Origin of the sequence: Amycolatopsis sp. NPDC048633 (genome assembly GCF_040650695.1) — a bacterium.
In the GTDB taxonomy this organism is placed as follows: Bacteria; Actinomycetota; Actinomycetes; order Mycobacteriales; family Pseudonocardiaceae; genus Amycolatopsis.
The window spans coordinates 1,105,011-1,122,456 of sequence record NZ_JBEZHS010000001.1; the positions used below are offsets into that span (position 1 = coordinate 1,105,011).

18 protein-coding genes are annotated in these 17,446 nt (G+C 68.6%); 14 read left to right on the top strand and 4 right to left on the bottom strand.

Annotated features, from left to right (window positions below; all coding sequences use genetic code 11):
- Positions 1-530 precede the first annotated feature (530 nt).
- The 3 genes from AB0C38_RS05575 (at position 531) to AB0C38_RS05585 (ending at position 2,268) form a co-directional block, all read left to right on the top strand.
- Positions 531-824 carry a type II toxin-antitoxin system Phd/YefM family antitoxin gene (locus AB0C38_RS05575; protein ID WP_360666869.1) on the top strand — a complete coding sequence of 98 codons (294 nt, stop codon included), beginning with the start codon at positions 531-533 and terminating at the stop codon, positions 822-824.
- 6 nt (positions 825-830) lie between these two features.
- Entirely contained in the window at positions 831-1,229 is a 399-nt protein-coding gene (locus AB0C38_RS05580; RefSeq protein ID WP_360666872.1) for a type II toxin-antitoxin system mRNA interferase toxin, RelE/StbE family, read from the top strand.
- Between the two features lie 838 nt (positions 1,230-2,067).
- Positions 2,068-2,268 carry a hypothetical protein gene (locus AB0C38_RS05585; protein WP_360666874.1) on the top strand — a complete coding sequence of 67 codons (201 nt, stop codon included), beginning with the start codon at positions 2,068-2,070 and terminating at the stop codon, positions 2,266-2,268.
- Positions 2,269-2,749: 481 nt separating this feature from the next.
- Here AB0C38_RS05585 and AB0C38_RS05590 read toward each other — a convergent pair whose 3' ends face one another.
- Positions 2,750-3,205, bottom strand: a complete 456-nt coding sequence (locus AB0C38_RS05590) for a GreA/GreB family elongation factor (protein WP_360666877.1) — start codon at positions 3,203-3,205, stop codon at positions 2,750-2,752.
- A gap of 122 nt (positions 3,206-3,327) precedes the next feature.
- Here AB0C38_RS05590 and AB0C38_RS05595 point away from each other — a divergent pair, with 122 nt between their 5' ends.
- Entirely contained in the window at positions 3,328-3,915 is a 588-nt protein-coding gene (locus AB0C38_RS05595) for a TetR family transcriptional regulator (protein ID WP_360666880.1), read from the top strand.
- Positions 3,916-4,021: 106 nt separating this feature from the next.
- A complete protein-coding gene (locus AB0C38_RS05600; RefSeq protein WP_360667528.1) occupies positions 4,022-5,227 on the top strand; it encodes a M14 family metallopeptidase in 1,206 nt (401 codons plus the stop codon).
- A gap of 5 nt (positions 5,228-5,232) precedes the next feature.
- Here AB0C38_RS05600 and AB0C38_RS05605 read toward each other — a convergent pair whose 3' ends face one another.
- Positions 5,233-5,766, bottom strand: coding sequence for a hypothetical protein (locus AB0C38_RS05605; protein ID WP_360666883.1), 534 nt, complete (start codon positions 5,764-5,766; stop codon positions 5,233-5,235).
- Positions 5,756-6,874, bottom strand: coding sequence for a pentapeptide repeat-containing protein (locus AB0C38_RS05610; protein WP_360666886.1), 1,119 nt, complete (start codon positions 6,872-6,874; stop codon positions 5,756-5,758). Before AB0C38_RS05610 ends, AB0C38_RS05605 begins: the two co-directional genes overlap by 11 nt.
- An 86-nt stretch (positions 6,875-6,960) precedes the next feature.
- Between AB0C38_RS05610 and AB0C38_RS05615 the strand changes: the two genes are divergently transcribed.
- The 5 genes from AB0C38_RS05615 (at position 6,961) to AB0C38_RS05635 (ending at position 11,568) form a co-directional block, all read left to right on the top strand.
- Positions 6,961-7,485: a gamma carbonic anhydrase family protein gene (locus AB0C38_RS05615; protein WP_360666889.1), complete on the top strand. Its 525-nt coding sequence runs from the start codon at positions 6,961-6,963 to the stop codon at positions 7,483-7,485.
- A 39-nt stretch (positions 7,486-7,524) separates the two neighbouring features.
- Positions 7,525-7,947, top strand: coding sequence for a 50S ribosomal protein L11 (locus AB0C38_RS05620; protein ID WP_360666892.1), 423 nt, complete (start codon positions 7,525-7,527; stop codon positions 7,945-7,947).
- A gap of 1 nt (position 7,948) precedes the next feature.
- Positions 7,949-8,353 (top strand): hypothetical protein, encoded by a 405-nt coding sequence (locus AB0C38_RS05625; protein WP_360666894.1) that lies wholly within the window; start codon positions 7,949-7,951, stop codon positions 8,351-8,353.
- Between the two features lie 113 nt (positions 8,354-8,466).
- Entirely contained in the window at positions 8,467-9,735 is a 1,269-nt protein-coding gene (gene glyA / locus AB0C38_RS05630; protein ID WP_360666897.1) for a serine hydroxymethyltransferase, read from the top strand.
- 177 nt (positions 9,736-9,912) lie between these two features.
- Entirely contained in the window at positions 9,913-11,568 is a 1,656-nt protein-coding gene (locus AB0C38_RS05635; RefSeq protein WP_360666900.1) for an MDR family MFS transporter, read from the top strand.
- 74 nt (positions 11,569-11,642) lie between these two features.
- Here the strand turns inward: AB0C38_RS05635 and AB0C38_RS05640 are convergent, their stop codons facing one another.
- The gene (locus AB0C38_RS05640) at positions 11,643-12,161 is read right to left on the bottom strand and encodes an inorganic diphosphatase (RefSeq protein WP_360666903.1); all 519 of its coding nucleotides are present in this window, start codon (positions 12,159-12,161) and stop codon (positions 11,643-11,645) included.
- Positions 12,162-12,336: 175 nt separating this feature from the next.
- Here AB0C38_RS05640 and dacB point away from each other — a divergent pair, with 175 nt between their 5' ends.
- The 4 genes from dacB to hpt all read left to right on the top strand — a co-directional run bounded on the left by dacB (position 12,337) and on the right by hpt (position 17,354).
- A complete protein-coding gene (gene dacB, locus AB0C38_RS05645) occupies positions 12,337-14,739 on the top strand; it encodes a D-alanyl-D-alanine carboxypeptidase/D-alanyl-D-alanine-endopeptidase (RefSeq protein WP_360666906.1) in 2,403 nt (800 codons plus the stop codon).
- Between the two features lie 93 nt (positions 14,740-14,832).
- A complete protein-coding gene (locus AB0C38_RS05650) occupies positions 14,833-15,843 on the top strand; it encodes a zinc-dependent metalloprotease (protein WP_360667531.1) in 1,011 nt (336 codons plus the stop codon).
- Entirely contained in the window at positions 15,840-16,799 is a 960-nt protein-coding gene (gene tilS / locus AB0C38_RS05655; RefSeq protein WP_360666909.1) for a tRNA lysidine(34) synthetase TilS, read from the top strand. The genes AB0C38_RS05650 and tilS overlap by 4 nt, the downstream gene beginning before the upstream one ends.
- Positions 16,800-16,802: 3 nt before the next feature.
- Entirely contained in the window at positions 16,803-17,354 is a 552-nt protein-coding gene (gene hpt, locus AB0C38_RS05660; RefSeq protein WP_360666911.1) for a hypoxanthine phosphoribosyltransferase, read from the top strand.
- The last annotated feature ends 92 nt before the right edge of the window (positions 17,355-17,446 follow it).

Below are 17,446 nucleotides of genomic sequence, written 5' to 3' on the forward strand. Positions count from 1 at the left end.
GTCCGTGGGGTGACGTGACAAGTCTCACGTCCTAGAGCTTGCAGCGTCAGTTGTAACTGCAAGTGGTCTTGTCTAGTCCGGAGAACGCGCAAAGATAAGCGTCAGTTAACTTGCTGCGTCAGGTGCCGTTGGCAAGCTAACTTGGTGCGTCGGTGCACGTGCCAAGTGTTAGGTTCGAAAACTTTGATCGTGATTGTAACCCGTCTGGGCGGTGTTGGCGGCAGTGCCCTTCTGTCTTGTCGGACAAGTATCCGGTGCGCCAGTAGGTTGCCCAAGGCTCTGACCTGCTGATTTGTTGACTTCGGGGGTTGGGAAGTCGGTACCTCCGGGTGAGATCGTTACTATAAGCTAAGGAATCCTGTACAGGATTCTATGTAGGATACAGGGGCTGCTGCAGTAGCGGAACCGCGCATCCGACAACACGCTCACGACGGGCAAGCGACGCCACCGCACCGAACCCACCACGTCAGCCCACCACACCACAACCACGAGACGAGACCCGTGCCGCGCATCCCCAAGGGACCAAGCTTATGAACATCGATTCCGACGACATCGTCAGCGTGACTGACGCTGGTCAGCGCTTCTCCAGGCTGGTCAGCGACGTCAGCGAGACTGGTCGCCGCTTCGTTGTCATGCGTAACAACCGTCCTGCCGCAGTCATCGCGAACATCGAATCCATGGAACGGCTACAGCGCATCGAGGAGGTTGAAGAGGACTTGAAGCTACTGAGCATCGCCTGGGTCAGGACCATGACCGACTCCGGCGCTCGGCACAGCCTGGAAGACGTCGCTGCCGAGTTTGACGTTGATCTAGACGAGGAATGAGTATCGATGGCCAGGGTCTACCTGACGGACGACGCTAAAGAAGACCTTAGGGACCTGGATGGGTCCGCACGAAAGATTGTCTTGAAGGCCCTGGTCAAGCTGGAGGAAGAGCCGGAGCAGCGAGGGCAGCCGCTCGGCAGTCGTGCAGATGGCAACCTGACTACGTTTCGGAAGCTCGTCATTGGCGACCGCGACTACCGAGCGGTCTATCGGGTTGAAGAAGACGGGACTGTTGTCGTCGTTTGGGTGATCAAAGAACGAGCAGACGGCGAATGCTACGAACTGGCGGTCAATCGCCTCCGTCTGCACGGAGATCGTCAGATGGCAGAGCTTGCTCAGAGCCTGTTGGTAAGCGCCTGGCGCTATAAGCGACCCGACAAATCTGACGAGGTCGTCGAACAGTAGCTAGTCGACAACGAGAAGTGGCCTTGGAGTGCGTGTCAGGGCCGCTTCTCGTTGTGCTAGATCGCGCGACAAAGCTGAAGAAGGCTGAGGAATCGGCGAAGCCGCCAGGAGCTGCACGCGTGGTCATCGATGCAATCGGTTTGAGACGCGCCGAGTGTGGATGTCTTCGTGCCTGGGGGAGGTTGCAAGACGGTGATCGTTGCACTGCCGGCAACCGGTTGAAAATCATCGCCGAGCGACGCTCGCGGAGGTGAATTTTTCACATTGCCTGGTCGCGCGTTGAGGCTCTGCGCGTTGGAAGTTTCACTGTTGGCAACGAGTCTCGGCTGGAACGCTCATTCGTACCAACCTGTCACTCTGGGTAGTAAGAGCCTTGCCGGGTGATGTACCCCAAGGGTGTGATTTTAGAATCCACGAACGGGTGGTGCCGACTCTGTTAAGTGATGTCAGGCGTCAGAATCTGACGAAACATTAAACGGTTTCATGTTACTTGACGGTAATTTCGTTCGTCTGGGGGAAAAGGTGGCGTACGCTGTGCTACATCCCAAGTCTTGTTTATTTGGAGTCTCTTCATGTACATGTACGCACAAGGCGGCTCGTGCTAACTTGATCAGGACGCCCTCGCCGGGGCATGGACGAGGGCGAGCTCAAGAAAAAGGCACGAAAGATTGGCGCGTGGAATGTAGAACTCGTTACTCCTATCGGGGTCCGTTCAATAAGAAGGGCACCTGGCTGGTTGCGTCAGACCAGGTGCCCGTACGACACCCCAAGTCGGCGGTTAACCAGGTCTAGGAGTGTCGCAATTAGAAATCCTACCCCAGATGAAGAGCATGATCACATGGGCGTCAGCCGTTTGGCTGCAGATACCCTCCGGTTCCTCGCTCTTGCATTGAGTGATGAGCGGCGGTTTCGCCTCTTCATGCGCTTCATGACGACGGTATGCGTGACCCTTGTCCTCCTTGTCGGGATGCCAACCGTGGTGCTGCTCGCGCACCCGGGGTTGGTGCCCACCTACGCGCAGGAGGTGTCGGGCAAGTAACTGAGCGGGGATGGGGCTGCCGACTCGGAGAGCCGGCAGCCCCATCCCCGTGTCGGTATGCGGACGAGATCACGTTGGCCCGGCTGGGTGTCCAAGTGAGTGACAATCGGCGTAGCTGACCTCGGACGTACACGGACGTTCAGGGACCGTGGACGTGCAGGTCAGAGGCCTGAGTCCAAGGTCAACAAGTGACGAATTGCGCTCGTAATGAATAGGTCAGGGGTTCGATTCCCCTAGGCGGCTCGACAAGGTTGCAAGGCCCTTGCCCTCAGTGGGCGGGGGCCTTTTTCCTTGTCTCGCGTGTCTTGTGGGGCTTCGCCCGACACCCCGTCCGGGGCTCCGCCCCGGCCCCCGCCGTGGGTTGCGTCCTCTTGTCGGCCGGCGGATTTTGTTCTTCAGAACCACCCTTATGGGTCATGTTTCGGATGGCGAAGGCCCCCGGCCTTGTGGGCTGGGGGCCTTCGCGAGGGGCTTTGGGCTGTTACTTCGGGGGCGTTACCTTCAGGACTGTGGCCTTGGCGTCGCCTCGGGGGGTTCGGTAGGTGATCTCGTCGCCCGCCTTGCGGCCCACCAGGGCCAGGCCCAGGGGGCTGTCCGACGTGATCGCGTCCGCGTCTTCGCCTGGGACCGTTACCACCTGGAACGTCTCTTCGTCGCCGTCCGAGAAGCGGAGGGCCACCGTTGTGCCGTCGGGGAGCTGCGCGTTGCCGTAGCCGCCGTGTTCCATCTTCGCGGCCAGATCCGCGATCTGGCGGTCGAGCCGGGCTGCCGCCTCCGCGCGGTCGATCACGTCCGCCTGGTCCGCCGCGTCCCCCGTGCGCTCCTGCTCGCCGGGTTGCGGCGCGAGAGCTTCGCGTTGAGCGCGCAGGTTCGCGATTTCCTTCTCCAGCTGGCTGCGCGCAGCCGGGCTGAGCCCCTTGTCCCCTGAGATCACCATGCGCGCATTGTCCGCTGCGCGGACCGGGGTGGCCAATCCGGTTTTTCACCCCGGGGCCGCCCGCAGGACGTCTGCCCTAGGATTCGGGGCTGCAGTCCAGGAAGAAGGTAACGAGAATCACCGTGAGCGCAGTCCCCGGTCGCAGCGAGCGGCTCTCTCCCAACCAGCTGGCCAAGCAGGAACAGATCGTCGAAGCCGCGCGGGTCGTGCTCGCGCGCGACGGGCTCGCGGGGTGCACCGTGCGCGCCATCGCCGACGCCGGGCCGCTCACCAAGAGCGCGATCCACTACTACTTCGCCGACATCGACGTCCTCATCGACCGCGCTATGGCCGCGCACATCACCGCCTTCGCCGCGGGTCTGCGCGAAGTCGGCGCGAAGCACGACGAGCCCCGCAAGCGCCTCTTCGCCGTCCTCGAGGAGTACCTGCGCGTCTTCGCCGCCAACCCGAACGCCGCGTTCCTCTGGTTCGAGTACTGGATCGCGGCCGGGCGCGCGCAGCACCCGCAGGCCATCGACGTCATGCTCACCTCGCTCACGGAGCTGCTGGCCGAGCTGCTCGCCCCACTCGACGTCGACGACCCGCGGGCGCGGGCCCGCGCGCTGCTGTCCTACCTGCTGGGCACGGTCGTCCAGCAGCGGGTGCGCCCGCGGTCGTTCGCCACCCTGCGTGCCGACATCGAGGCGCTCTGCTTCGCCAACTACGGCTAGCAACGTCCTTTAGATCCGTAGACGTACGGATTGCGCGTTACGTCCGGCTCCCGCCAAGGTCGAAGCACCCCCGAGAGCAGGAGACGCTATGCGCCCACGAACGTGCCTGGCGGCGGCCGCGGCCGCCCTCTTGATGCTCACGACCGGCGGCCACGCCGGTGCCGCCCAGCCCACCGGACCGCAGGTGTACGAGGTGACCGGCACCGGCACGGCCCAGCAGCGCACCGAGGTCGCCCGGACCGGCGCCGACATCCTCGCCACCGAAGGCGCGACGACCACGGTCATCGCCAACCCGGCCGAAGCCGCCCAGCTGCGCGCGCTCGGCTTCGGCGTCAGGACGCTCGGTGCGGTCAACCGGCCGCAGACCACCGCGACCGTCGAGGACTTCCCGGCCGGCTACACCGGCTACCACACCTACGCCGAGACCCAGACCGAGCTGCAGAAGGCCGTCGCGAACTACCCGTCGCTGACGAAGCTCGGCAGCGCCGGCACCTCCTACGAGGGCCGCGCGCTTTCGCTGATCAAGATCTCGGACAACGCGGCCACCGACGAGAACGAGCCCGAGGTGCTGTTCACCTGCAACCAGCACGCGCGCGAGCACCTCACCACCGAGATGTGCCTGCGCATCGTCCAGCGGCTGACCAGCGGGTATGCCACCGACAGCGCGATCAAGCGGCTGGTCGACAGCACCGAGATCTGGGTCGTCCCGAGCGTCAACCCGGACGGCGCCGAGTACGACATCTCCGGCGGCACGTTCCACAGCTGGCGCAAGAACCGCCAGGGCAGCGGCACCGACACCAACCGCAACTGGGGCTACAAGTGGGGCTGCTGCGGCGGCTCGTCGGGCTCGACGTCGAGCGAGACCTACCGCGGCACGGCGGCGTTCTCGGCGCCCGAGGCCCGGGCCGTCTCGAACTGGGTGACCTCGCGCGTGGTCGGCGGCGCCCAGCAGATCAAGACGCACATCGACTTCCACACCTACTCCGAGCTGGTGCTGTGGCCGTTCGGCTACACCTACGACCGGACCGCGCCCGGGCTCACGGCGGCCGAGGCGACGAAGTTCGAGACGCTCGGCAAGCAGATGGCCGCGACCAACGGCTACACGCCCCAGCAGTCCAGCGACCTCTACATCACCGACGGCAGCGTCAACGACTGGATGTGGGCGACGCACAAGATCTGGAGCTTCACCTTCGAGATGTACCCGAAGGGCAGCAGCCCGGGCTTCTACCCGCGCGACACCCAGATCGTCCCGCAGACCACGCGCAACGACAAAGCCGTCGACATCCTGATCAACGCGGCGATCACCGGCTGAGGCGCTCAGCGGAGCTTGCGACGTTTCTTCTGCCGGCCACTTTCGAGCTCCTTGGGCCGCCCGGTCGCCGCCTCCTCGCTGCGAGCCAGCACCAGCTGGGTCTCGGCGTCGAGCAGCCGGTCGTTGTTCGCCAGGTTCTCCCAGGTCTCACGGCGGAGCTTCCGCTCTCGCTCGAGGGACAGCCGGACCTCTTTCAGATCGCCGCGCAGTTGCTTGTCCAAGCTGCGAGCGCCGGCCACGCAGCCGCCGTTCAGCAGCGAAAACCCGCCGCCGATCAGTGCCAGTGGGAGCAGACCGGTCATGAGCAGGACCGCGCCGGCTGCGCCGCCCACGAACATCAGCCCGATCGCCGAGGCCTGGACGCGGTAGCAGAACGTCCGGCGGCCCAGCAGGGTGGCTTCCTCGGACTGCAGCCGGCTCACCGCGTTGTCGGCGTCCGACAGCATGTTCCTGGCGTAGATCCGGTGTGCGTTCGCCACCACGATGCGGTGTGGATCGTGCTGGGTCCCGTCGTCGCGGTGCTGGCGGCTAGACGACATTCTCGGTGCCTTCGCCCAGCGCGGGAAGCGCTGCGGGGGCCAAGTACGCGCCGAGCCGCCGCAGCTCGTCCGTTTCGGGCCGGCCGATCATCCGGACCTTCGCGCCGGTCAAGGGACGCTCGTTCACGTTCGCTCCCGCGAAGTCCAGAACACCGGCGAGTTCGGTCTCGGTGAAGATCGTGTCGATCAGGTCGGCCCCGGCGAAGCTGCAGTCGGCCACGTAGGCGTCACCCAGATCCGCCCGGGTCATCCTCGCGTCGCTGAAGTTGGTCTCGGCGACCGAGGCCCGAGCGAACTTCGCCGCGCGAAGATCAGCCGAGGCGAAGTTGACGGCGACGGCCAGCACCCCCGAAAAGTCCGTGTCGGCCAGCCGGCCGCCGGCGAAGTTCGCCTCGTTCAGGACGGCTTGCGCGAACCGGGCGCCACGGGCTTGAACTCCGTTGAGCGAGCTCCCGCTGAGATCGGCACGGGTCAGCGTCGCCCCGGTCAGGTTGGTGTTCCCGAGACGCGCGTTCCGCAGCTGGAAGCCGGTGAGGTCGATGCCCGTCAGGTCGAGACCGGTGAGGTCGACGCCGGACAGGTGCACCGGGCGCTCGGTCCGCGGCCCGAGGTCGGCCAGCGCCCGGATCGCCAGCCGCAGATCGTCCGACCGGCTTTGCTCCCTTTGCCGGCGGGGTGCCGGGTCCGCTGCCGGGAGCGGCTGCGCTCCGGGTCGTGGGCCGTCATACGTTCCGACGAACTCCTCGAGGACGGTGACCACGAACTCCGGCGGCAGCGCGCCTCTCTTGGCGAGGTCCGACAGTGCGTAGATGGCGTGGAGCCTGGCCGGCCCTTCTCCCGAAACGAGGTCGGTGGTCCAGGCGCGAGATTCGAGCATCGCGCTGCGATCCGCAGCCGCGGCCGTAGCAGGCCGCCTGCTGCGAAGCAGGTTCATGAAGAGGAACGGAGCGATGATCACTGTGGCCGCGCACACGGCGAACGTCAGGTAGTAGATCCACGCACGCGGCGTGACGTCGTAGGCCAGGTTCAGCACGATCGTGCTGACCGACGTGCCCGCGATGACCGCAGTCGCCGTCATGACCTGGTGCCGGTCCAGGGACACCCGCATGGATACCTCGATTCGCTGCTCGTCGGCGGTGACCGGCCTGAAGTCGCGAGCCGTCGAGCGGGTGTTACGTCGTTTAAGGTGCGGGCATGCCTCTGTTCTCGTTCGAAGGGCTCAGCCCGCAGGTCCACCCGGACGCCTGGATCGCGCCCACCGCCACGCTCATCGGCGACGTCGTCGTCGAGAAGGACGCCTCGGTCTGGTACGGCGCCGTGCTGCGCGCCGATTTCGGCAAGATCGTCGTCCGGGAGGGTGCCAACATCCAGGACAACTCCGTCGTGCACGTCAACGTCGGCAAGGTGTGCGAGATCGGCAAGAACGCCACCGTCGGCCACCAGTGCCTGGTGCACGACTGCACCGTCGGCGAGCAGGCCCTGATCGGGAACGGCTCCACGATCCTGGACGACGCGAAGATCGGCGAGCGGACGCTGGTCGCGGCCGGTGCCACCGTGACGCCGGGGACCGAGGTGCCGTCCGAGGTCGTCGCGATGGGCAGCCCGGCCAAGAAGTTCGTGCCGCTCACCGACTCCGCGCGGATGTGGGTGGAGCACAACGCGCCCGTCTACCAAGACCTGGCGAAGCGGCACAAGGCTGGCATCGAAGCCCTGGATTGAAGTTGACTCTCCAGTAGCTGGAGACTCTAGCTTCGGGGCATGGCTCCGAAGAAACTCACCCACCAGGTCACCCTGGAACTGTCCGCGGGCAACGCCCCGGTCGTCGACCTCGGCAAGATGCTGGGGCAGACCGGGGTCAACCTCGTCGAGATCAAGAAGGCCTACGACGCGGCGACGGCGGCCCAGCGCGGCGACATCGTGCCGGTCGTCGTCTCGGTGTTCGAAGACCACTCGTTCGCGCTGCGGCTCAAGACACCGCCGACGGCGTTCCTCATCAAGAAGGCGTTGGGGAACAAGGGTTCTTCACGACCCGGGCACGAGGTCGCGGGGAAGATCACGAAGGACCAGCTGCGCGAGATCGCCGAACGCAAGCTGCCGGACCTCAACACCCCGGACGTCGAGATGGCGATGCGCACGATCGCGGGCACGGCCCGGTCCATGGGCGTCGTGGTCGTCGACTGACGTGCGCAAGCACGCGGTCGTGCCGCCGTTCCACGCGCTCGACCCCGAGCTCGGGGTGGCGGAACGGCTGCTGCGCAAGGGAAACCCCGCGCTGTGCGGGATCGCCGCGCAGCTGCCCGACGAGCGCGCGGCCGCGCGCCGCCTCAACGCCGTGCTGGCGGAGGCCGGGGCGCGGCCGCGGCTCGTCGACACGGGCGCGGCTTGGCGGATCGTCTACGTGACGTCGCTGATGAGTGAGAGCGAGCTGGCGGCCGGGGCCGCGGGACTCGCGGAGCTCGTCACGGTCGGCGGCTGGCGGCGGGTGAAGCGCTGCGCGACCTGCGCCCGGCCGTTCTGCGACCGCACCTCGGGCTGCACCCGCAAGTGGTGCGCCGAACACCGTCGAGCCTCCAGCGCCGTGGACTAGGCTCTTCCCCTGCAGCAGCGACTGGCGCCATCGAGGTGGAGCACCACCGGGAAGCGACGACGAGGCCGGCACCGCGCGCCTGGGTGAAGGCCACTCCAGAGCCGGAGTACGCCATGACACACCAGCCGAAACTGAACGCCCTCGCCGCCGCCGACCCCGCGATCGCCGGGCTCGTCGAGGACGAAGCCAAGCGCCAGCACGACAAGATCCGCCTGATCGCGTCGGAGAACTACGTCTCGCAGGCCGTGCTCGAAGCGACCGGCACCGTGCTCACCAACAAGTACTCCGAGGGGTACGCGGGCAAGCGCTACTACGAGGGCCAGCAGTTCATCGACCAGGTCGAGCTGCTCGCCATCGAGCGCGCGAAGGCCGTGTTCGGCGCCGACCACGCGAACGTCCAGCCGTACTCCGGGTCTCCGGCGAACTTGGCCGTGTACCTGGCCTTCGCGCAGCCCGGCGACACCGTCCTCGGCATGGCGCTGCCGGACGGCGGCCACCTCACGCACGGCTGGAGCGTCTCCGCGACCGGCAAGTGGTTCACCCCGGTGCGCTACGGCGTCGCGAAGGAAACCGGCCGCGTCGACCTCGACCAGGTGCGCGACCTTGCGCGTGAGCACCGGCCGAAGCTGATCTTCGCCGGCGGCACGGCGATCCCTCGCACGATCGACTTCCCGGCGTTCGCCGAGATCGCGCGCGAGGTGGACGCGGTGCTCGTCGCCGACATCGCGCACATCGCGGGCCTGGTCGCGGGGGGCGCGCACCCGTCGCCGGTCGGGCACGCGCAGGTGATCACGACGACGACGCACAAGACCCTGCGCGGCCCGCGCGGCGCGATGATCCTTTCGGACGCTTCGCACGCGAAGGCCGTCGACAAGGCGGTGTTCCCGGGGCTGCAGGGCGGCCCGCACAACCACACGACGGCGGCCATCGCCGTCGCGCTGGGCGAAGCGCAACGCCCGGACTTCAGCGACTACGCGCACACGATCGTCGCGAACGCCCGCGCGCTGGCCGACGCGCTGCTCGCACGCGGGTACGACCTGGTCTCCGGCGGCACGGACAACCACCTGCTGCTGATCGACCTGACGAACAAGGCGGTCGCGGGCAAGCCGGCCGCGCAGGCGCTGGACCGCGCGGGCATCGAGCTGAACTACAACACGGTGCCGTTCGACCCGCGCAAGCCGTTCGACCCGTCCGGCATCCGGCTCGGCACGTCCGCGATCACGACGCGCGGTCTGCGGCCCGAGCACCAGGTGCAGGTGGCGGACTGGATCGACCGCACGGTGACGGCGGCCGCGGCGGCCGACGAGTCCTCGCTCGACTCGATCGCCGCGGAGATCCGCGAGTTCCTGGCGCCGTTCCCGATCCCGGGTTACTCCGCCTGACCTCGTCCGCCGAAGGCCACTTCCGCAGCTCGGAGGTGGCCTTCGGCGCGTCCGGGTGTGGAGACGCGGCTCACAGGAAACTTGATTGCATCATACAAGCTTCCGAGGAATACTTGGCCAAGACAAGTAGTTGAGAGGTACAAGCAACTACGGCGAAGCTTTCCGAGGGAGACCACCATGAGCGACACCACCACGGCGGAAGGAGCAGCCGCTACGAACGGCAAACTGTCCCACCGCCAGATCCTGACCATCCTGTCCGGGCTGATGCTCGGCATGTTCCTCGCCGCGCTCGACCAGACCATCGTGTCGTCGTCGATGCGCACCATCGCCGACGAGCTCCACGGCCTTTCGCTGCAGGCCTGGGCCACCACGGCGTACCTGATCACCGCCACCCTTTCGACGCCGCTGTACGGCAAGCTGTCCGACCTCTACGGCCGCAAGCCCATGTACCTGACGGCGATCTCGCTGTTCCTGGTCGGCTCGCTGGCCAGCGGCATGGCGACGTCGATGTACGAGCTGGCCGCGTTCCGCGCGTTCCAGGGCCTCGGCGCCGGTGGCCTGATGTCCCTCGCGCTGGCGATCATCACCGACATCACCGCGCCGCGTGAGCGCAGCAAGTACCAGGGCTACTTCATGGCCGTCTTCGGCATCTCGAGCGTCGCGGGCCCGGTCGTCGGCGGCTTCTTCGCCGGCATCGACACCTTCGCCGGCATCACCGGCTGGCGCTGGGTCTTCCTGGTCAACGTCCCGATCGCGCTCGCCGCGCTGGTCGTCGTCACCAAGGTCCTCAACCTCCCGCACACCCGCGTCGACCAGAAGGTCGACTACTGGGGTGCCGTCGCGCTGGCCACCGGCCTGGTGCCGCTGCTGATCGTCGCCGAGCAGGGCCGTGAGTGGGGCTGGGGTTCGGCCGCTTCGATCGCGATGTACGTCGTCGGCGGGCTGGGTGTGGCCGCCTTCGTCTGGATCGAACGCCGCATGGGCGACGCCGCCCTGCTGCCTCTGCGCCTGTTCAAGCGGCCCGTGTTCCGGATGGCCACGCTGGTCACCGTCGTGCAGGGTGCCGGGATGTTCGGCGCGATGATGTCGCTGCCGCTCTACCTGCAGATCGTCAAGGGCGCGACGCCGACCCAGGCCGGCCTGCAGATGCTCCCGCTGACGCTCGGCATCATGATCGCCAGCCTGACCAGCGGCCGCCTGATCTCCAAGACCGGGCGCTACAAGATGTTCGCGGTGGCCGGGATCGGCCTGATGGCGGCGGCGCTGTTCGCGCTGTCGACGATCACCGTCGACACCTCGCTCAACCTGGTCATGGTGATCGCCTTCGTGATCGGCCTCGGCCTCGGCGCCTCGATGCAGACGCTGGTGCTGGCCGCGACCAACGACGTCCGGCCGCAGGACATCGGCGTCGCCACCTCGGCGGCGACGTTCTTCCGGCAGATCGGCGGCACGGCGGGCACCGCGGTGTTCCTGTCGATCCTGTTCGGCACGGTCGGCGACAAGATCGCGAACGCCATCCGCTCGGCGATGACCACGCCGGCCTACGTGTCGGCGCTGGCCCAGCACCCGGAGTTCGCGCAGCAGATGAAGAGCGGCCTGGACGTCAACGACACGTCGTTCCTGTCCTCGCTCGACCCGACGCTGGCCCGGCCGATCCTGCAGGGCTTCGCCGAGTCGATGAGCACGGTGTTCCTGGTCGGCGGGATCGTGCTGACCGTCGGCTTCGCCCTGGTGTGGTTCCTCAAGGAGAAGCCGCTCTCGGACAAGTCGGCAATGGAACAGCGCGCGGACGCCGAAGCGGAGGCCGCCCCGGCCCTGGCCTTGGCTCACTGACCCGCTGAAACGCCGTGAGGGGCACCTTCAGGGACATCGAATCCCTGAAGGTGCCCCTCACGGCATTTGCGGGCTCAGTGAGCGGCGCCGCCGTCGGCCTTCTCCTTGGCCAGGCGGTCGGTCTCGCGCTCGTACGAGCGGCCGATCTCGGCCTCGGCCTCGGTGCGGCCGACCCAGGACGAGCCTTCGACGCTCTTGCCGGGCTCCAGGTCCTTGTAGACCTCGAAGAAGTGCTGGATCTCCAGGCGGTGGAACTCGTTCATGTGGTGGATGTCGCGCAGGTGCTCGAGGCGCGGGTCGTTCGACGGAACGGCGATGACCTTGTCGTCCGGGCCCTTCTCGTCGGTCATCCGGAACATGCCGATCGCGCGGCAGCGGATCAGGCACCCGGGGAAGGTGGGCTCCTGCACGAGCACCATCACGTCCAGGGGGTCGCCGTCCTGGCCGAGGGTGTCGTCGATGAAGCCGTAGTCGGCCGGGTACTGCGTGGCCGTGAACAGGGTCCGGTCCAGCTTGATGCGGCCGGTCTTGTGGTCGACCTCGTACTTGTTGCGCTCCCCTTTGGGGATTTCGATCGTGACGTCGAACTCCACGGCGTCCTCACTGCTTCTTTTGGATCTGGGCGTGCCCGCACGTCGCGGGCGGCAACCTTAATGACGGTCTTGACGTCTCCTAGTGTGGACTACGCCCTGCCTCGCGGTCGCATCGATGTCGGCCACCTGGCATGTGAGCTTGGCCCCTTCCGGGGCAGGTGAGAAGGAGTGGTGGGTGCCGGAAAACGACCAGCCGATGTGGCCTTCGTCGGACGAAGACCGCTCGTCGTCCGGCGCGCGGAAGACCACGCCGATGTCGCTGCCCGACCCGCCGGCGAGCCCCGCGGAGGGGTCCGGCGTGCCCAAGGTCACAGGCAGTGAGCCGCCGAAGGGATCGTGGTTCGCGGCGAACGTCGAGCCCGAGCCGATCCCGGGCTTGAACGCGCCCGCCGAGGAGGAGCCGCCGCCCCCGCCGACCACGGCCAAGCAGGACCTGGCCGACCGGCTCGGCTCGCGCGGCTCGAAGCCGAAGCCGGCCGAGCCCGAACCCGAGCCGGCGCCGACTCCGGTCGCGGAGAGCACTCAGTACATCCAGGTGAAGCAGGCCGAGCTCAAGCCCGAAGCGCCGGTCGGGGAGAGCACTCAATACATCGAGGCGGAGCAGGAGCCCGAGACGCCGGTCGGGGAGAGCACCCAGTACATCGAGGCGGAGGCGCCCGAGGAGAAGCCGGATACCCGGCGGAAGACGCCGTGGGTGCCCGTGGAGCGCGACGTCTGGCCCGGTGACAAGCCGGATCGTCCCGGCGAGCCCCAGCCCGACAAGCCCGAAGCGCAGCCTTGGCGGGAAGAGCTGCAGCTCTGGCGCGAGGAGCAGCAGCGCCGCGAAGAGCAGCTGAAGCACCCGGAGCCGCCGCAGCCGCGGCAGGACTTCCAGCAGCGCGCCGAGGCGCCCTGGGCGCAACGCCTGGACGTGCCGGACAACCGCGTCGCCGAACCGGACGGCCGCCGTCCCGGCCTGCCGCCGGAGCCCCCGCGCGGGATCGTCCCGCCGGCGTCCGCCGGGTCGCTGGCCCGGCCGATGCGGATCGAGCCGGACGGGCAGCGGTTCGACGCCGAGGCGACCGTCGGGATCGAGCGGCCCACCCAGTTCCCCGCGGCCTTCCAGCAGCAGCCGCAACCGCGCACCGAGCCGCCCGCGGAACCGCCGCCCCCGGCCGAGCCCGCGACCGCCGGTGAGCCGCCGAAGAAGCGGCGCAAGGGCAAGATCATCGCCCTCGTCGTGGTCGTCCTGCTGCTGCTGGCCGGCGGCGGGGTGGCCGCCGCGATGCCGAAGGTGTCGAACCGCCTCGGCCTGCCGTGGGCGCCGAACGCGCCGAAGGGCGACAGCCCGGACCCGGTCGCGGCCACGCGTCAGCTGCAGGGGCCGGACACGGCCGGGCAGGCGCCGACCGCGAACGGCGTCAAGTCCGTGCTGACCGGCCCGGCCGGGAACAGCGCGCTCGGCCAGCTCAACGGCAGCGTCGTCGACCCGGTCAGCGGCACCACGCTCTGGGACCACAGCGCGTCGGCGGCGGTGACCCCCGCGTCGACGACGAAGGTGCTGACCACCGCGGCCGCGCTGCTCGCGATGGACCCGAACACGCGGTTCTCGACGAAGATCGTCCAGGGTGCCGACCCGGGCACGGCGATCCTGGTCGGCGGCGGCGACGTCACCCTCACCGCGCTGCCGCTGGGCACCGAATCGCCGCTGTACCCGGGCGCCGCGCACGTCGACGACCTCGTCGCGCAGGTGAAGAAGGCCAACCCGAACGTCAAGAAGGTGCAGGTCGACCTGAGCCTGTTCAAGGGCGCGACGACCGCGCCGGGCTGGGCCGCGGGCGACGCACCCTCGACGTTCGCCACCCAGATCGGCTCGGTGATGGCCGACGCCGGGCGCCAGGACCCGAAGAACAACAACTCGATGCGCGTGCCCAACGCGGGCAGCGTGCTGGCGTCGACGATCGCGTCGAAGCTCAGCGCCTCGCCCGGCGGCCAGGCGGCCGCGCCGAAGGACGCCAAGGTGCTCGCGGAGGTCAAGTCGGCGCCGCTGACCGAGCTGGTCTCCGACACGATGGAGCTGTCCGACGACGTCCTCGCCGAGGCCCTCGCCCGGCACGTGGCGCTGGCCACCGGCCAGGAGGCGACCTTCGCCGGCGGTGCCGCGGCGACCATCAAGGTGCTCAAGGACGCCGGCTTCGACGTCGCCGGCGTCAAGCTGTCCGACGGCAGCGGCATCTCGACGGAGAACAAGATCCCGGCGAAGCTGCTGACCCAGCTCATGGCGGCCGCGGCGGCGCCGGAGGGCAAGAACCCGAACACCGCCAAGCTGCGCGCGATGCTGGCCGGCCTCCCGGTGGCCGGCGGCTCCGGCACCCTCGCCGACAAGCGGTTCGAAACGTCCGCGTCGCAGGCCGGCCGCGGCTGGGTGCGGGCGAAGACGGGCACGCTCACCGGCGTCAACACGCTCGCCGGTCTGGTCCTCGACCAGGACGGCCGGGTGCTGGTGTTCGCGTTCATGTCCAACGGCTCCGACCAGCAGCCGGGCCGGGACGCCATCGACGCCCTCGCCACGAGCCTCCGCAAGTGCGGGTGCTCGTGACCGCGGACGCCGAACCGTACGAAGATCGTGGCCGGAAACCCGCCCGGGGCAGGTAGCGTCGGAAGGGTGAGTCAGGAAACCGAGACCCGGCCCATGGTCGACTGGGCGCTCGCCGCGCAGACCGGCGCGCTGCTGGTGCGCGGCGGCCCGCAGGTCCCGCGCGAAGAGGCCGAAGCGGCCGTCACCGACCTGCGCGAGCTGACCATGGAGGCCGAGGGGCACGTCCGGCAGCTCACGAACCTGGGCCTCGACCTGCCGCTGCTGCCCGGCGAGGTCGTCGACCGCCCCGGCTGGGTGCGCTCGGCCGCGGCCGGGCTCGACGCGCTGACCGGGCGGGCGCTGCCGCAGCAGGGCGGGCCGTTCGGGCCGATCCTGGCCGGCGGTGCCGGCGTGCAGACCGGGCTGGTGCTCGCGTTCCTGGCCAGCCGCGTGCTCGGCCAGTACGACCCCTTCGGCGGCCCCGACCGGGAAGGCCGGCTGCTGCTGGTCGCGCCGAACGTCGTCGCCGCCGAGCGCGCGATGGACGTGCCGGGCCACGACTTCCGGCTCTGGGTCTGCCTGCACGAGTGCACCCACCGGCTCCAGTTCACCGCGGTCACCTGGCTGCGCGACTACTTCGCCGACGAGGTCGAGCGGCTCGTCGCCGGGCTCGCCGGCGGCGGCAGCGACAGCCTCGCCGACCTGGTCGGCCGGCTCCCCGAGGCGATCAAGCAGGGGCCGAAGCTGAACCTCGCCGAGCTGCTCCAGTCGCCGAAGGAGCGCGCGGTCTTCGACCGGCTGCTGGCGCTCTCGACGCTCCTGGAAGGCCACGCGGACTTCGTGATGGACGCCGTCGGCCCGCAGGTCGTGCCGAGCGTCGACACGATCCGCGCGCGGTTCACCGCCCGGCGCAAGGGCGGCGGCGTCTTCGACCGGCTGCTGCGCGCGCTGCTCGGCGTCGACGCGAAGATCCGTCAGTACGAAGAAGGCGCGAAGTTCACGAAGTACGTCGTGGACGCCGTCGGCATGGAGGGGTTCAACGCCGTCTGGCGGTCGCCGAACACCCTGCCTTCGCGCGCCGAGATCGCCGACCCGGCCGCGTGGGTCCGGCGCCTGCACGGATGACCGGGACGGCGGTCGCGGCCGTCCGGCGGGCGGTCCGTGCGTTCCTGGAGACCGTCGAGGCCCCGCCTGAGCTGTGCGTCGCGGTCTCCGGCGGCGCCGACTCCCTCGCGCTCGCCGAGGCCACGGCGTACGTCGGGCACCACCGCGGCCACCGCGTCCGCGCGCTGGTCGTCGACCACGGCCTGCAGGAGGGCTCGGCGAAGATCGCGCGCGACGCCGCCGCGGCCGCGAAGTCGCTGGGCGCCGACGAGGCCGAGGTGCGCCGGACCGACGTCACCGGCCCGGGCGGCCCGGAAGCCGCCGCGCGCAAGGCCCGCTACCGCGCGCTGGCCGGCCACGACCTCGTCCTCCTCGGCCACACCCTCGACGACCAGGCCGAAACGGTCCTGCTCGGGCTCGGCCGCGGCTCCGGCCCGCGCAGCGTCGCCGGGATGCGGCCGCACGACCCGCCGTGGGGCCGTCCGCTGCTCGCGGTGCCGCGCGCGACCACCCGGGCCGCGTGCGCCGAGCTCGGCGTCGAGCCCTGGGACGACCCGCACAACGCCGAAGCGCGCTTCACCCGGGTCCGGTTGCGCACCGAAGTCCTGCCGTTGCTGGAAGACGTCCTCAACGGCGGCGTCGCCGGCGCACTCGCCCGCACGGCCGCGCAGCTGCGTGAGGACAGCGAGGCGTTGGACACAATGGCGGACATGATCTTCACCCGCGCGGGCGGCTCCGAAGGGCTGGATGTCGGCGTCCTCACGGCCGAACCCGCGGCGATCCGGCGGCGGGTTATCCGCAGGTGGCTGCTGCAATCGGGTGTGCGCGAGCTCACGGACGCGCACCTGCGGGCGGTCGATGACCTCGTCGCCCGGTGGCGTGGTCAGGGCGGTGTCTGGTTGCCGGGCAACTTGGAAGCCCGGCGGTGCCGTGGCAGGCTCTGCGTCATCTCCCAACCCACCACCCGAGGGGAATGACCCGTGTACGAGGGCGAAATCGCCTCCGTGCTCGTCACCGAGCAGCAGATCCAGGACAAGATCACGGAGCTGTCGGCGCAGATCGCCGCCGACTATCCGGCCAACGGGCAGGGTGAACTCCTGCTGGTGGGTGTCCTGAAGGGCGCGGTCATGTTCATGACCGACTTCGCCCGCGCGCTGCCGCTGCCGACGCAGCTGGAATTCATGGCCGTCTCCTCCTACGGCTCGGCGACGTCGTCGTCCGGCGTCGTGCGGATCCTCAAGGACCTCGACCGCGACATCGCGGGCCGGGACGTGCTGATCGTCGAGGACATCGTCGACTCCGGCCTGACGCTGTCGTGGCTGCTGAAGAACCTCGCCAGCCGCAACCCCGCGTCGCTCGAGGTCGTCTCGCTGCTGCGCAAGCCGGAGGCGGTCAAGGTGGACGTCCCGGTGAAGTACATCGGCTTCGACATCCCCAACGAGTTCGTCGTGGGCTACGGCCTGGACTACGCCGAGCGCTACCGCGACCTGCCCTACATCGGGACGCTGGACCCGAAGGTCTACACGGCGTAGTTCACCGACCGTTCACCGCAACGACCGGATTCGCGGAACCCCGGCATCGCGGATTGCGTCATAGGCTCTGATCACGTGCGTTAACCTATGCG